Origin of the sequence: Micromonospora sp. H61, assembly GCF_018070325.1 — a bacterium.
Taxonomy (GTDB): Bacteria; Actinomycetota; Actinomycetes; order Mycobacteriales; family Micromonosporaceae; genus Micromonospora; species Micromonospora salmantinae.
Window position 1 is genome coordinate 61951 of sequence record NZ_JAGPXY010000019.1, and the last position, 12285, is coordinate 74235.

Consider the following 12285-nt stretch of genomic DNA (forward strand, 5'->3'; position numbering starts at 1 on the left):
GAAGGGCATCCCCCATGCGTCGCGCACTCCTCGCGATCACCGGCCTGGCCGCCAGCACCACCGCGCTCGTGGTGTTCAAGGGCTCGCCCGGCACCAGCCAGGTCGCCCAGAACCTGCCGACCGCCCAGCCGGTCAACCCCTCCGGGGCGGGCACCGACCCCGGCGCCGCCGCGGGCGCGCCGGGCACCGACCCGGCCGCCGGCACGCCGACGTCATCGGGAAGCGCCAAGCCGTCGACGTCGCCCAAGCCCGGCAAGACCACCGCGCGCCCGTCGGGCACCAAGACGACGAAGGCCCCCAGCGCTCCGCGGACCACCACCAAGGCGCCCCAGTCGACCACCCGCCGGGTCACCGGCAACGGCTTCGAGAACGAGTACGGGTACGTGCAGGTGCAGATCGTGGTCTCGGGTAACCGGATCGTCGAGGCCGTCGCGCTGTCGCTGCCCAGCGGGGGTGAATCCGACATCCACAGCGGCGACGTCCGCAACCGTTACGACGGCAGGGGCGGCGAGGTGGTGCAGAAGCAGAACGCGAACCTCAACACCGTCTCCGGTGCCTCCGAGACCAGCAACTCCTACAAGCAGTCGCTGAGGTCCGCCATCGAGAAGGCCTTCTGACGTGCGGGCCACGCTGACCCGACCCGGGCTGTGCCGGGTCGAACAGATCATGGGTACGGCGATCACACTGGACCTCGCCGACGATCTGCCGCCGGCGACAGTGCGCGAGCTGGCGGACGAGGTCTTCGCCTGGATGCACGAGGTGGACACGCGGTTCAGCACCTACCAGCCGGACAGCGAGGTGTGCCGCTTCGACCGGGGTGAGGTGCTGCTCTCCGAGGCGTCAGCGGACCTGCGGTACGTGCTGGAGACCTGCGCCGACCTGTGGGGCGCCACCGACGGGTTCTTCGACGCGTACGCCACCGGTCGGCTCGACCCGTCCGGCTACGTCAAGGGCTGGGCCGCTCAGGTCGCCTCGGACCGCCTCGTCGCCGCCGGTGCCGTCAACCACTGCGTGAACGCCGGCGGCGACGTACGGGTGCGGGGCCTGTCGCCGTCGGGGGAGCCGTGGCGCATCGGCATCCGGCACCCGTGGGACGCGATGGCGGCCTGTCTGGTGCTCAGCGGGACCGACCTGGCCGTTGCCACGTCCGGCGTGTACGAGCGGGGCCGGCACGTGCTGGACCCGCGCCGGGGCGCACCGGCCAGTGGGCTGCGCTCGGTGACTGTGGTCGGCACGGACCTCGGGTTGGCCGACGCGTACGCCACCGCAGCCCTCGCCATGGGCACCCCCGGCCTCAACTGGCTGGCCCGCCTGGACGACCACACCCACGCGGCGATAACCGACAACGCCCGCCAGTACCACTCGACCGCCCTCCCCCTGACCAACTAGGGCCTTGCGCGCCCCTCCGCTCCCCGCGATCTTGCACTTTCTGTTGCGCTTTTGTCCCGTTCCGTGGAGATTGTCGGGACAGAAAGTGCAAGATCGCCGGGGGTTGGGTGTGGGCGCGGCGACCGGCTAGCGGATGGGGCGGTGGGTGCCGGCTGGGCGGGAGCCGGTGGGGCGTGGACGGCCGGGGCGGGACCCGGACGGACGGGTGCCGGCCCAGCGGCGCCCCGGGTGGCTGCGCCGGGGCGGCTCGGTGCCGCCGGGGTGAGGCGCTCTGTCGTTTGTGGACATCGTTCCCCCGTTCGTGGCGCGCGTTCGCACCGTCCCCCTGTCAACGAGGACCGACGCCTCGGCGACGCTGTCGGGCACCGGATCGAATCGTCGACAGGGCCGGTTTCACATGCCTCGTCGGGGCAGCGGCAGGTGACCGGGGAGCAGGTCGGGGGCGAGCGTCACCCCGGCGGCGCGCAGCGCCCCGATCAACGTGTTCTGCACGAGGTACGAATCCGGAAGCTGCCAGCGCGCCTGCTCCGGGGCGACAGCCCAACGGACGGTGCCCTCCGGCAGCCGGGTGGGCGGCGCGGGGATCCACGAGCCCGGCCCGTGCCGGACCACGTGGAAGCAGTGCTCCAACTCCGGCCGGAGCGGGTCGCCGGGGCGGACCAGGAACATCCACCGCCCGGTGGGCGTGACCAGCACCGGTCCGCGTACGCCGGTGCCGGCCGGGTGGATCTGGACCGCGTCGAGCACGTGTCGGCCGAGGTGGGCTGGCACCTCCAGCACGTCGAAGGCCCGGCCGGTGGGCAGCAGCACCCCGTGTGGTCGGCTCCGCCACCAGGTCGCCACCCGGGCCGGGTCGGCGCTGGCGGCCAGCTCCCAGTTTTCCAGGGCGGGGTGGCAGCCCACTGTGGGACAGCCGGCCCGGCCGCAGACGAAGCGGCTGCGGGCCAGACAGGCGCCCGGGGTGACCTCCCAGCCGTGTACCGCGTACCGGATGGCGACCCGGCGCAGCCGGACCCGTTCCAGCGGCGACAGTTCGGCAACGCGCGGTACGACATTCCCCCACATGTGTGCCAACTCCTCTCGTCGGGCCCGGCGTTCGCCAGGTCGCATGTCGAGCACCGTCACTGCCGTAACCCACGATCGTTGAGGTTGACGAACGGCTCGTGCAACTTGCACGAAAAGTACGAGGACTAGCTGTACGGCTGACGTACATCCTGTGCGACCAGCGAAAACCTGAAGATGAACGGCAGTCGCCGCACCCGCGGACATCGCCCCGACTCGATTGGTCGTCGGTGGCAGGGGAGGATGGGGAGATGGACGAGCTACCCATAGGACGGCGAGTGGCCTACTGGCGGGGGCGACGCAAGATGTCGCAGCAGGTCTTCGCGGACCGGCTGGGCAAGTCCAAGAGCTGGGTGGACAAGGTCGAACGCGGCGTCCGCCGATTGGACAAGTTCTCCGTCCTCTACGAGATCGCCGACATCCTCCAGATGGACGTGCAGCTGCTGATGGGCAAGGACCCGGAGCGGCGCGCCGACGCCCTCAACTGCATCGACCAGGTCGAGGTGCAGGAGATCCGGGCGGCGCTTGAGCGCTACGACTCGATGAGCGCGTACTTCGACGCGGCGCCGTACCCGCCGCCGATGGACGACATGCGCAAGGCCGTCAACCACGCCTGGCTCACCTACCAGTACGGCCGCTACGGGATGCTCACCCGGGCGTTGCCGAAGCTGCTGCGCGACGCCCAGGCGGGCGACGCCGCCTACGGCGGTGAGCAGGCCGCCGAGGCGGCCCACCTGCTCGGCCAGGTCTACCAGATCGCCTCCTCGGTGCTGCGCAAGCTCGGCGAGTGCGAGCTCGCCTGGTTGGCCGCCGACCGGTCGATGGCGGTGGCCCAGCGGGCCGACGACCCGCTGCTCGCCGGGATCGCGACCACCCGGGTGTGCAACGCCCTGGTCGCGATGGGCCGGGCCCGCCCCGCGCTGGAGCTGAACGTCCAGATCGCCAACCGGCTGGCGCCGGGTGGCAGCAACGAGGTCTCCCCGGCCCGCCTCTCCGTCTACGGGATGCTGCTGCTCCAGGGCGCGATGGCCGCGTCCCGCATCGGTGACTCGGCCAGCGTCGACGACCTGATCAACTGCGCGCAGGAGGCCGCCACCCTGCTCGGCGGCGACCACAACCACTACTGGACGTCGTTCGGCCCGACAAACGTCGAACTGCACCGGGCCGCCGCCGCTGTGGAGCTGGGTGACGGGGGGCGGGCCGTCGAGGTGCACCAGCTGCGCATCGCGGAGCCCGCTTTCAACGCGCTGCTGCCCGAGCGCCGCGCCCACCACCTGCTCGACATCGCTCGCGGGTACGCCCAGATAGGTGACGTGGCGAACGCCGGCGAGATGCTGCTGCTCGGTGATCGGCTCGCCCCGTCGGAGATCCGCTGCCGGCCGATCGCGCACGAGGTGATGTCCGACATCCTCCGTCGCACACGTGGTGCGCCGCCTTCTCCGGTAGCGGAGTTGGCTGAGCACATGGGAGTAGGGGTATGAGCGCGGAGCCGGTCTGATGGCCGGTGCAGCGCGCAACAGCGGGCACCGCGAGGTGCTCTACGTCATCGCCTGCGGTTCGCCGCTGGCCCGGCACGTCGGTCGGCTGGTCGACCTCGCCCAACAGGACGGTTGGGACGTCTGCGTGGTCACCACGCCGGACGGCGCGAAGTTCGTCGACCAGTCGGCCCTGATTCGGCAGACCGGCCATCCGGTGCGGACGCACTACAAGAACCCCGGTGACCCGGACGTGCTGCCGCCCGCCGACGCCATGATCGTCTGCCCGGCCACAGTCAACACTGTCAACAAGTGGGCGGCCGGGATCACCGACACGCTGGCGCTCGGGCTGTTGGTCGAGGCGCAGGGCAAGGGCGTCCCCATCGTGGCGGTGCCGTACACCAACGCGGCGATGGCCTGCCACCCGGCGTTTCGTGCCGGGGTGGCCCGGTTGGCCGAGTGGGGTGTCACTGTGCTCTTCGGCGACGATGTGATCGCTCTGCATCCGCCCGGAACGGGGGAACAGCACCTGCACGCCTTCCCCTGGGCGATGCCGCTGGCCGCATTGCAGACCATCTCCTGGAGCGCCGCCTAACGCGTCCGGCAGATCTTCCACCCGACGCGGCCGGGCCGGGTGTCACCGCCCGACGGCCCCGACGCCGGTAAGCTGGCCCGCCGTGAGCACAAGCGGATCCGCCCCCACAGTCAGCGACGTGGTGGTCGCGCTGGAACGGCGCTTTCCGCCGGTCTGGGCGGAGGAGTGGGACCGGGTGGGCCTGGTGCTCGGTGAGCCGGCCGCCCCGGTCCGCCGGGTGCTCTGCGTGGTCGACGTGGTGCCCGAAACTGTCGACGAAGCCCTCGCCGCCGACGCGGACATGATCGTCGCGCATCACCCGCTGCTGCTGCGCGGGGTGTCGTCGGTCGCCGCGACGACCTTCAAGGGGCGGATCATCCACCAGTTGATCCGGGCCGGGGTGGCGCTCTACGCGGCGCACACCAACGCCGACGTGGCCTCGCCGGGCGTCTCCGACGCCCTCGCCGCCCGCTTCGGGCTCACCGGTCTGCGCCCACTTCAACGACCCGCGCCCGGCTCGCCCGCCCACGGCGACGACCGGGGCTTCGGCCGGATCGGCGAACTGCCCCAGCCGATGACCCTCGCCGAGCTGACCCGGCACGCGGCAGCGGTGCTCCCCGTCACGTCCTGGGGAGTTCGCGCGGCGGGGGATCCCGGGCGTATGGTTCGTACCCTCGCCGTCAGCGGCGGGTCGGGGGACAGCTTCCTCGGCGCCGCGACCGCCGCCGGGGTGGACGCGTTCCTCACCGCCGACCTGCGGCACCACCCGGCCGGCGAGCACCTCGCCGCCGATGGTCCCGCCCTGATCGACGCCGCCCACTGGGCGACCGAACGACCGTGGCTGGACGACCTGGCCGCCTTCCTCCGGGAGGCGCTGGACGTCGAGACGCTGGTGTCCGACCTGGACACCGACCCGTGGACCGTGCACGCCGCCGCACCCGCTGTGGACGACAAGGAGCCCGACCGTGAAGGCTGACCCCAAGGTGCAGCGCCGCCTGCTCGACCTCCAGGCGATCGACACCAACCTCGCCCAGCTCGCCCACCGCAGGCGAACGCTCGCCGAGCGGGCCGAGCTGGAGTCGCTGGCCCGGGAACTGTCGTCGATGGAGGACGAGCGGGTCCGCGCCCAGGTGGCGGTCGACGACCTGGACCGGGACATCGCCCGGTTGGAGAAGGACGTCGAGCAGGTCCGGGCCCGCAAGGAGAAGGACGAGAACCGGCTGGCCGCCGGCACCGGCCCGGCCCGCGAGCTGGAGGCGCTCCAGCACGAGCTGGTCTCCCTCAAGCGCCGCCAAGGCGACCTGGAGGACGCCGAGCTGGAGCTGATGGAGCAGCGGGAGACCGCGCAGGGCGTACTGGACGGCGTCGAGCAGCGGCTGGCCGAGACCCGCGACAAGCGGGCCGCTACCGAGCAGCGCCGCGACGAAGCGCTGGCCGAGATCGCCAAGGAGGAGGAGTTCAAGCGGGGCGCCCGTCAGCCGCTCGCCGCCGACCTCCCCAGCGAGCTGGTCAACCTGTACGACAAGATCCGCGAGGACACCGGGTTGGGTGCCGCGCTGCTCACCGGGGGCCGCTGCGGCGGGTGCCGCCTGGACCTGTCCGGCGCCGACCTGGCCCGGATCCGCAAGGCCGCCCCCGACGACGTGGTCCGCTGCGAGGACTGCCGACGGATCATGGTCCGCACCAACGAGTCGGGCCTGTAGGTCGTGGCGCCGCGCGTGGTCTCCATGGAGGCCGACGGTGGGTCCCGGGGCAACCCCGGCCCCGCCGGCTACGGCGCGGTGGTCCGCGACCCGGAGACCGGCGAGGTGCTCGCCGAGCGCTCCGAGTCGCTCGGCACCGCCACCAACAACGTCGCCGAGTACCAGGGCCTGATCGCCGGGTTGACCGCCGCCGCCGAGTTGGGCGCCGCCGAGGTGGACGTCCGGATGGACTCCAAGCTGGTGGTCGAGCAGATGTGCGGCCGGTGGCAGATCAAGCACCCCGGTCTGCGGCCCCTCGCCGCCCAGGCCGCCGCGCTGGTGGGCCGGTTCACAGCGGTCCGGTTCAGCTGGATTCCGCGCGAGCAGAACCGGCACGCCGACGCCCTCGCCAACGCCGCCATGGACGCCGCAGCGGGTCGTCCGTCGGCGACCGCGGCCCCGGCCCGTCCTGCCACGACTGCGGCCGCCGGCCAGCCCTCGACGCCGCCCGCCGTCCCGATCGTCGGCAGCGACCCGGCGACCGCGCCGGCCTCCTGGGAGCCACGGCCGACCTTCACCGCCACCCGACTGATCCTGGTCCGGCACGGCGAGACCGCCTACACCGAGCAGCGGCGCTACTCCGGGCGCGGCGACGTGCCGCTCTCCGAGCGTGGCCGGGCCCAGGCCCGCGCCACCGGCACCCGGGTGGCCGAGCTGGCCCCGTCCGTCGCGGCCGTGCTCAGCTCACCGCTGTCCCGGTGTACGGCCACCGCGGCGTCGATCGCCGAAGCGCTCGGCGGCGACGTGCCGGTCCGCACCGAGGACGACCTGATCGAGTGCGACTTCGGCCAGTGGGAGGGGCGCACCTTCGCCGAGGTACGCCAGCAGTGGCCGGGGGAGATGGACGCCTGGCTCGCCTCACCCCGGATCGCGCCGCCGGACGGGGAGTCGTTCACCCAGGTCGCCGAACGCGCGCACCGCGTCATTTCCGGGCTGCTCACCGCGTACCCCGGTGAGACCGTGGTGGTCGTCTCGCACGTCTCGCCGATCAAGCTGATGCTGCGCGACGCCCTCGCGGCCGGCGACGGTTTTCTGCACCGGCTCTTCCTCGACGCGGCCGGCATCTCGGTGCTCGACATGTGGCCCGACGGCGGCGTGGCAGTGCGCACCGTCAACGACACCGCCCACCTCGCCACCCTCGACTGAGCCGCCACACCCTTCGTTCGTAACGGCCGGTCGGCCGCGCCGTTCGGCGCAGCCGACCGGCCGTTCGGCGCAGCACCTTCCGAACGGGTCAGGTGACCGCCGTCACAGAGTCGTAGCCTCCGGCCGTTACATCGGAAGCCACGACTCCCCGGAGGTGTGTCAGATGGCTGCACCCGAACCGGAGGCGCCGCCCACGGCGCCGACCAGGGCGAAGGACCACAGCCCCTGGAACTGGTTGCTCTTCATCCCCATCGTGGTGCCGCTGATCCCGGCGTTCTTCAATGGCGACTCGCCCCGGGTCTTCGGCTTCCCGCGCTTCTACTGGCTGCAACTGGCCTTCATCCTGCTCGGCGTCGGCACCACCACGTTGGTCTACCAGATGACGAAGAAGCGGGGAGGCCGCTGATGTGGCGCGACCATCTCACCGAGATCATCGTCTTCTCCCTGTTGTTCCTCCTGGTCAGCGTGATGGGCTTCGTGGCCGCCCGGTGGCGGGCACCGAAGGACATGGCGCACCTGGATGAGTGGGGGCTGGGCGGGCGCAGCTTCGGCGGCTGGATCACCTGGTTCCTGGTCGGCGGTGACCTCTACACCGCGTACACCTTCGTGGCGGTGCCGGCGTTGATGTTCGGTGCCGGCGCGGCCGGGTTCTTCGCCGTGCCGTACACCATCGTCATCTACCCGCTGGTCTTCCTGGTGCTGGTGCGACTCTGGTCGGTGTCGCACCGGCACGGGTTCGTCACGCCTGCCGACTTCGTCCGCAACCGGTTCGACTCGCCGGTGCTGGCGCTGCTGATCGCCATCACCGGCATCGTCGCCACCATGCCGTACATCGCGTTGCAGCTGATCGGCATCGAGGCGGTGCTCAAGACGATGGGCGTCACCGGCGACAACGCGCTGGCCCGGCACCTGCCGATCATCATCGCGTTCGCCATCCTGGCCGCCTACACGTACCAGTCGGGGTTGCGCGCGCCCGCCCTGATCGCGTTCGTCAAGGACAGCCTGATCTACATCGTCATCCTGGTGGCGGTCATCTACCTGCCGTACAAGCTGGGCGGCTGGGGTGACATCTTCGCCGCCGCGGACGCGAAGTTCGACGCCTCGCCCAACCCGAACGACGGCATCCTGCTCAACGGCAACAACCAGCTTCAGTACGTGACGCTGGCGCTCGGCTCGGCGTTGGCGCTGTTCCTCTACCCGCACAGCATCACCGGTGTGCTGGCCAGCAGGAACCGCGACGTGATCAAGCGGAACATGTCGGCGCTGCCCGCGTACAGCCTGCTGCTCGGGCTGATCGCGCTGCTCGGCTACATGGCCATCGCGGCCGGTGTGAAGCCGCTGCCCGGCAACTCGGCCGGCTCGGTGGACAACAACACCATCGTCCCGCTGCTGTTCGACCAGCAGTTCCCGGACTGGTTCGCCGGTGTCGCGTACGCGGCGATCGGCATCGGCGCGCTGGTGCCCGCGGCGATCATGTCGATCGCGGCGGCGAACCTGTTCACCCGCAACATCTACAAGGAGTACCTGAAGCGGGACGCCTCCCCGGCCCAGGAGGCGAACGTCTCGAAGATCACCTCACTGGTGGTGAAGGTCGGCGCGGTGGCCTGCATCGTCTTCCTCGACCCGCAGTTCTCCATCGACCTCCAACTGATCGGTGGCGTGATCATCCTGCAGACGCTGCCGGCGGTGGCGCTGGGCCTCTACACCCGCTGGTTCCACCGCGCCGGCCTGATCGTCGGCTGGGTCGCCGGCATGGGCTTGGGCATGTGGATGCTCTACCAGGTGGCCAGCCCGACCCGGAAGCACTTCGGCGGCTCGGCGTTCCCGCTGTCGGAGTTCGGGTTCGACACCACCCGGACGATCTACGTCGGCATCGTGGCGGTGGCTGTCAACCTGGCCGTGGCGGCGCTGGTGACGCTCGCGCTGCGGGCCGCGAAGGTCGAGGAAGGAGTCGACGGCACCGAGCCGGACGACTACTTCGCCGACGAGGGCGACCCCCGGGTCACCCCGGGCACCGACAGCGACGCCGACTCGGCCCGCGAACCGGTCGCCTGACCTCAGGCACGTACGCCCGGCGCCGACGTGGGTCGGCGCCCGGGCGCACCTGTTCCCCCGTGCGCTGTCCCCCGCGCCCCTGTCCTCGCGCCCCGTGTCCTCGCGCCCGGCGTCTTCCGCGTCGATCTTGCAGTTATGGTGCCCGGCAGGTGGTGATTCAGACCGTTTGTCCCCCACCATAAGTGCAAGATCGACGGGGCAGGGCGGGGCAGGGCGAGGCTGGACAGGAGGGCTGGGCTGGGGCTCGGCGGGGTGGGGGTGGATCAGCGGATCAGCGGGGGCGGTTGCGGTTGATCAGGGCCTGGTTCAGGCGGCCTAGCAGGGCCGCCAGGGTGGAGCGGTCCTCGGGAGTCCAGTCGGCCAGCATGTCGCCGTAGAGGCGGGTGCGGGCGGCCTGGACGGCTGCCATCCGTTGCAGACCGGCCGGGGTGGGGGAGATGACGGTGCCGCGGCCGTCGGACGGGTCCGGGGTGCGGGTGATCAGGCCGTCGCGCTGAAGCGCCGACACCTGCCGGGTGACTGTCGAGCCGTCCAGGTTGAGTCGGGCGGCGAGCGCCGAGACGTTCTGCGGGCCGGCGTCGGCCAGGTGGCGCAGGATGACGTACGCCGCGCGGTCCAGCACCCGGTGCTCGGCGGTGCCGGTGGCCCGCCGGGTGGCCTCGCCGAAGCGCATCAGCAGGGCCACCTCGGTCTCGATGCGGCCGAGGGTGCTCTCGTCGTGGTCGTCGCTCATAGCTGTACGATACAGGATAAGTAACTGTACGATACAGCTATCTGAGGAGTCGGAGTGGATCGGCGTTCCGAACCGAACCGCAGTGCCATCTACGCCACCACGCTGGTGGCCTTCCTCGCCATCGCCGGCATCGCCGTCGTCGACCCGATCCTGCCCGCCATCGGCGAGGCGATCGGGGTCACCGCCTGGCAGGTCGAGCTGCTGTTCACCGCGTACATCGCGGTCATGGCCCTTGGCATGATCCCGGCGACGCTGGCCAGCGGCCGGTTCGGCTTCAAGCCGGTGCTCATCACCGGCGTCTCAGTGGTCGGCCTCGCCGCGATCCTCGCCTCGTTCAGCGACAACATCGTGCAGCTGTCAGTGCTGCGCGGCGTCTGGGGACTGGGCAACGCGATGTTCTTCGCCACCGCCATGGTGGTGCTGGTCAACCTGGCCGTCGACCGGGAATGGGTGGTAGGTCTCTTCGAGACCGCCCTCGGTCTCGGCTTCGCCGTCGGACCGCTGATCGGTGGCCTGCTCGGCGAGGTCAGCTGGCGGCTGCCGTTCTTCGTCTGCGGCGTCTTCATGGTCCTCGCCCTCGGCGTGGCCTCCCGCAAACTCCGCGAACCCACCAACCGGCAGGCACCGGTACGCGTCGGCCAGATCTTCGCCACCTACCGCCGGCCGGCGTTCATCGCCCTCTGCGTGGTCACCGCCGCGTACAACTTCGTGTTCTTCGTGGTGCTCGGCTACACGCCGCTCTTCCTCGGCCTGGACGTCATCCCGCTGGGGCTCGCGTTCACCGGCTGGGGGCTCGGCCTGGCCGCCGGCATCATGGTGATCGGCCACCGGCTGGCCCACCGCATCGGCGCGGTACAGACCGTCGGCGTGGCCATCGCCGGGCTGCTGGTCTGCATGGTCCTCTTCGCCACCTCCACCAGCACCGCCGAGGCGCTCGTGGTGCTGGTGCTCGCCGGACTCTGCATGGGGCTAGCCAACGCCAACCTCACCGACCTGGCGCTCGGCCTCGGCTCCAGCGACCGACGCGTCGCCACCGGCGCGTTCAACCTGGTCCGCTGGGGCGCCGCCGCGCCGGCACCGATCATCTCCGGCAAGCTCGCCGAGCAGTCGCTGTCGCTGCCGTTCTGGGTCGGCTTCGGCGTGCTCGCCGTCGGAGTGCTCGTCTACCTGGCCTTCGCGCACCTGATGGCCGCCGGCTACGGCGAACGGGTCCTCTGGTCCCGCTGGAACCGCGCCGCCGCCGACACCGAACACGAGCCCGTCGGCGAAACCTACTGACCGCCGGGCGGGCCGTTCAGTTCAGGGCGCGCCAGAGCAGGTAGAGGCCGATCGTCGTACCGAACACCACGATCACCGTCTTGAGCACCACCGGCGGCAGCCGGCGGACGAGCCGGGCGCCCGCGTACCCCCCAATCAGGGTGGCCGGCGCGACCACCGCGACGGCCGCCCAGTTCAAGGGGCCGAACAGGGCGAACACCACGAGCGTCGTCAACCCCACCACCGCGGAGAGCAGATTCTTGATCGCGCTCACCCGGGCCAGGGTCGCGTCCAGCACCAGGGCCAGCCCGGCCACCAGCATCACCCCGAGCGCCGCACCGAAGTAACCGCCGTACACCGCACCGAGCGCGACCATCGTCTGCACCGCGATCGTCCGCCGCCGTGGCGACAGGTCCCGGGGGTGACCGACCAGCCGGCGCAGCGGGTCCTGGAAGGCCAGGACCGCTGTCGCGCCGAGGACCAGAAAGGGTACGACCAGCTCGAACGCGCGGGCCGGAGTGGCCAGCAGCAGCAACGCCCCGAGGATCGTGCCCACGATGGTGGTAGGCACCAGCGTGGCCAGCGCACGGGGGCGCGGCAGGTCCTGCCGGCTGCCCGCCACGCTGGCCAGGTACCCGGGGAAGACGGCGACGGAGTTGCTGACGTTCGCCGGCACCGGGGGCAACCCGATCGCGATCATCGCCGGGAAGGTGATCAACGAACCGCCACCGGCCACCGCGTTGACAGTGCCAGCGGCGAGACCGGCGGCGAGCAGCAGCGCGGCGTGGGAGAGATCCATAGCCCCACGAGGCTAGCCGTCGCCCTACGGCAAGCATTCGTCGGATCGTCCGT

At 71.3% G+C, this 12285-nt stretch carries 13 protein-coding genes; 10 read left to right on the forward strand and 3 right to left on the reverse strand.

The window, feature by feature from the left end:
* Nucleotides 1-14 precede the first annotated feature (14 nt).
* Both KBX08_RS12545 and KBX08_RS12550 read left to right on the forward strand, forming a co-directional pair.
* On the forward strand, nt 15-617 hold the full coding sequence (locus tag KBX08_RS12545) for an FMN-binding protein (protein ID WP_210783485.1): 603 nt from the start codon (nt 15-17) through the stop codon (nt 615-617).
* Between the two features lie 49 nt (nt 618-666).
* Entirely contained in the window at nt 667-1389 is a 723-nt protein-coding gene (locus KBX08_RS12550; protein WP_210783562.1) for an FAD:protein FMN transferase, read from the forward strand.
* 393 nt (nt 1390-1782) lie between these two features.
* Here KBX08_RS12550 and KBX08_RS12555 read toward each other — a convergent pair whose 3' ends face one another.
* The gene (locus KBX08_RS12555) at nt 1783-2454 is read right to left on the reverse strand and encodes a bifunctional DNA primase/polymerase (RefSeq protein WP_091409390.1); all 672 of its coding nucleotides are present in this window, start codon (nt 2452-2454) and stop codon (nt 1783-1785) included.
* A gap of 248 nt (nt 2455-2702) precedes the next feature.
* Here KBX08_RS12555 and KBX08_RS12560 point away from each other — a divergent pair, with 248 nt between their 5' ends.
* The 7 genes from KBX08_RS12560 (at nt 2703) to mctP (ending at nt 9443) form a co-directional block, all read left to right on the forward strand.
* Nucleotides 2703-3932, forward strand: coding sequence for a helix-turn-helix domain-containing protein (locus KBX08_RS12560; RefSeq protein ID WP_210783487.1), 1230 nt, complete (start codon nt 2703-2705; stop codon nt 3930-3932).
* 16 nt (nt 3933-3948) lie between these two features.
* Nucleotides 3949-4521, forward strand: a complete 573-nt coding sequence (locus KBX08_RS12565; protein WP_210783489.1) for a flavoprotein — start codon at nt 3949-3951, stop codon at nt 4519-4521.
* A 118-nt stretch (nt 4522-4639) separates the two neighbouring features.
* The gene (locus tag KBX08_RS12570) at nt 4640-5476 is read left to right on the forward strand and encodes a Nif3-like dinuclear metal center hexameric protein (RefSeq protein WP_374101938.1); all 837 of its coding nucleotides are present in this window, start codon (nt 4640-4642) and stop codon (nt 5474-5476) included.
* Complete coding sequence (locus KBX08_RS12575) at nt 5466-6203, forward strand: zinc ribbon domain-containing protein (protein WP_210783496.1); 738 nt, start codon at nt 5466-5468, stop codon at nt 6201-6203. Before KBX08_RS12570 ends, KBX08_RS12575 begins: the two co-directional genes overlap by 11 nt.
* Nucleotides 6204-6206: 3 nt before the next feature.
* Nucleotides 6207-7388, forward strand: a complete 1182-nt coding sequence (locus KBX08_RS12580; protein WP_210783498.1) for a bifunctional RNase H/acid phosphatase — start codon at nt 6207-6209, stop codon at nt 7386-7388.
* A gap of 163 nt (nt 7389-7551) precedes the next feature.
* Nucleotides 7552-7794 carry a DUF3311 domain-containing protein gene (locus tag KBX08_RS12585; protein WP_091409411.1) on the forward strand — a complete coding sequence of 81 codons (243 nt, stop codon included), beginning with the start codon at nt 7552-7554 and terminating at the stop codon, nt 7792-7794.
* Nucleotides 7794-9443: a monocarboxylate uptake permease MctP gene (mctP, locus tag KBX08_RS12590; protein WP_210783500.1), complete on the forward strand. Its 1650-nt coding sequence runs from the start codon at nt 7794-7796 to the stop codon at nt 9441-9443. The genes KBX08_RS12585 and mctP overlap by 1 nt, the downstream gene beginning before the upstream one ends.
* Nucleotides 9444-9714: 271 nt before the next feature.
* On the opposite strand, the gene KBX08_RS12595 is transcribed toward mctP, so the two are convergent.
* Nucleotides 9715-10176: a MarR family winged helix-turn-helix transcriptional regulator gene (locus KBX08_RS12595; RefSeq protein WP_210783502.1), complete on the reverse strand. Its 462-nt coding sequence runs from the start codon at nt 10174-10176 to the stop codon at nt 9715-9717.
* A gap of 54 nt (nt 10177-10230) precedes the next feature.
* On the opposite strand from KBX08_RS12595, the gene KBX08_RS12600 reads away from it, so the two are divergent.
* Nucleotides 10231-11454, forward strand: coding sequence for an MFS transporter (locus KBX08_RS12600; protein WP_124855746.1), 1224 nt, complete (start codon nt 10231-10233; stop codon nt 11452-11454).
* Between the two features lie 16 nt (nt 11455-11470).
* On the opposite strand, the gene KBX08_RS12605 is transcribed toward KBX08_RS12600, so the two are convergent.
* Nucleotides 11471-12232 carry a sulfite exporter TauE/SafE family protein gene (locus tag KBX08_RS12605; protein ID WP_210783504.1) on the reverse strand — a complete coding sequence of 254 codons (762 nt, stop codon included), beginning with the start codon at nt 12230-12232 and terminating at the stop codon, nt 11471-11473.
* Between the last annotated feature and the right edge of the window lie 53 nt (nt 12233-12285).

Coding starts and splice junctions, on each gene's coding strand:
- KBX08_RS12545 (WP_210783485.1), top strand. CDS start 15: ATGCGTCGCGCACTCCTCGCGATCACCGGCCTGGCCGCCAGCACCACC.
- KBX08_RS12550 (WP_210783562.1), top strand. CDS start 667: ATGGGTACGGCGATCACACTGGACCTCGCCGACGATCTGCCGCCGGCG.
- KBX08_RS12555 (WP_091409390.1), bottom strand. CDS start 2,454: ATGTGGGGGAATGTCGTACCGCGCGTTGCCGAACTGTCGCCGCTGGAA.
- KBX08_RS12560 (WP_210783487.1), top strand. CDS start 2,703: ATGGACGAGCTACCCATAGGACGGCGAGTGGCCTACTGGCGGGGGCGA.
- KBX08_RS12565 (WP_210783489.1), top strand. CDS start 3,949: ATGGCCGGTGCAGCGCGCAACAGCGGGCACCGCGAGGTGCTCTACGTC.
- KBX08_RS12585 (WP_091409411.1), top strand. CDS start 7,552: ATGGCTGCACCCGAACCGGAGGCGCCGCCCACGGCGCCGACCAGGGCG.
- mctP (WP_210783500.1), top strand. CDS start 7,794: ATGTGGCGCGACCATCTCACCGAGATCATCGTCTTCTCCCTGTTGTTC.
- KBX08_RS12595 (WP_210783502.1), bottom strand. CDS start 10,176: ATGAGCGACGACCACGACGAGAGCACCCTCGGCCGCATCGAGACCGAG.
- KBX08_RS12605 (WP_210783504.1), bottom strand. CDS start 12,232: ATGGATCTCTCCCACGCCGCGCTGCTGCTCGCCGCCGGTCTCGCCGCT.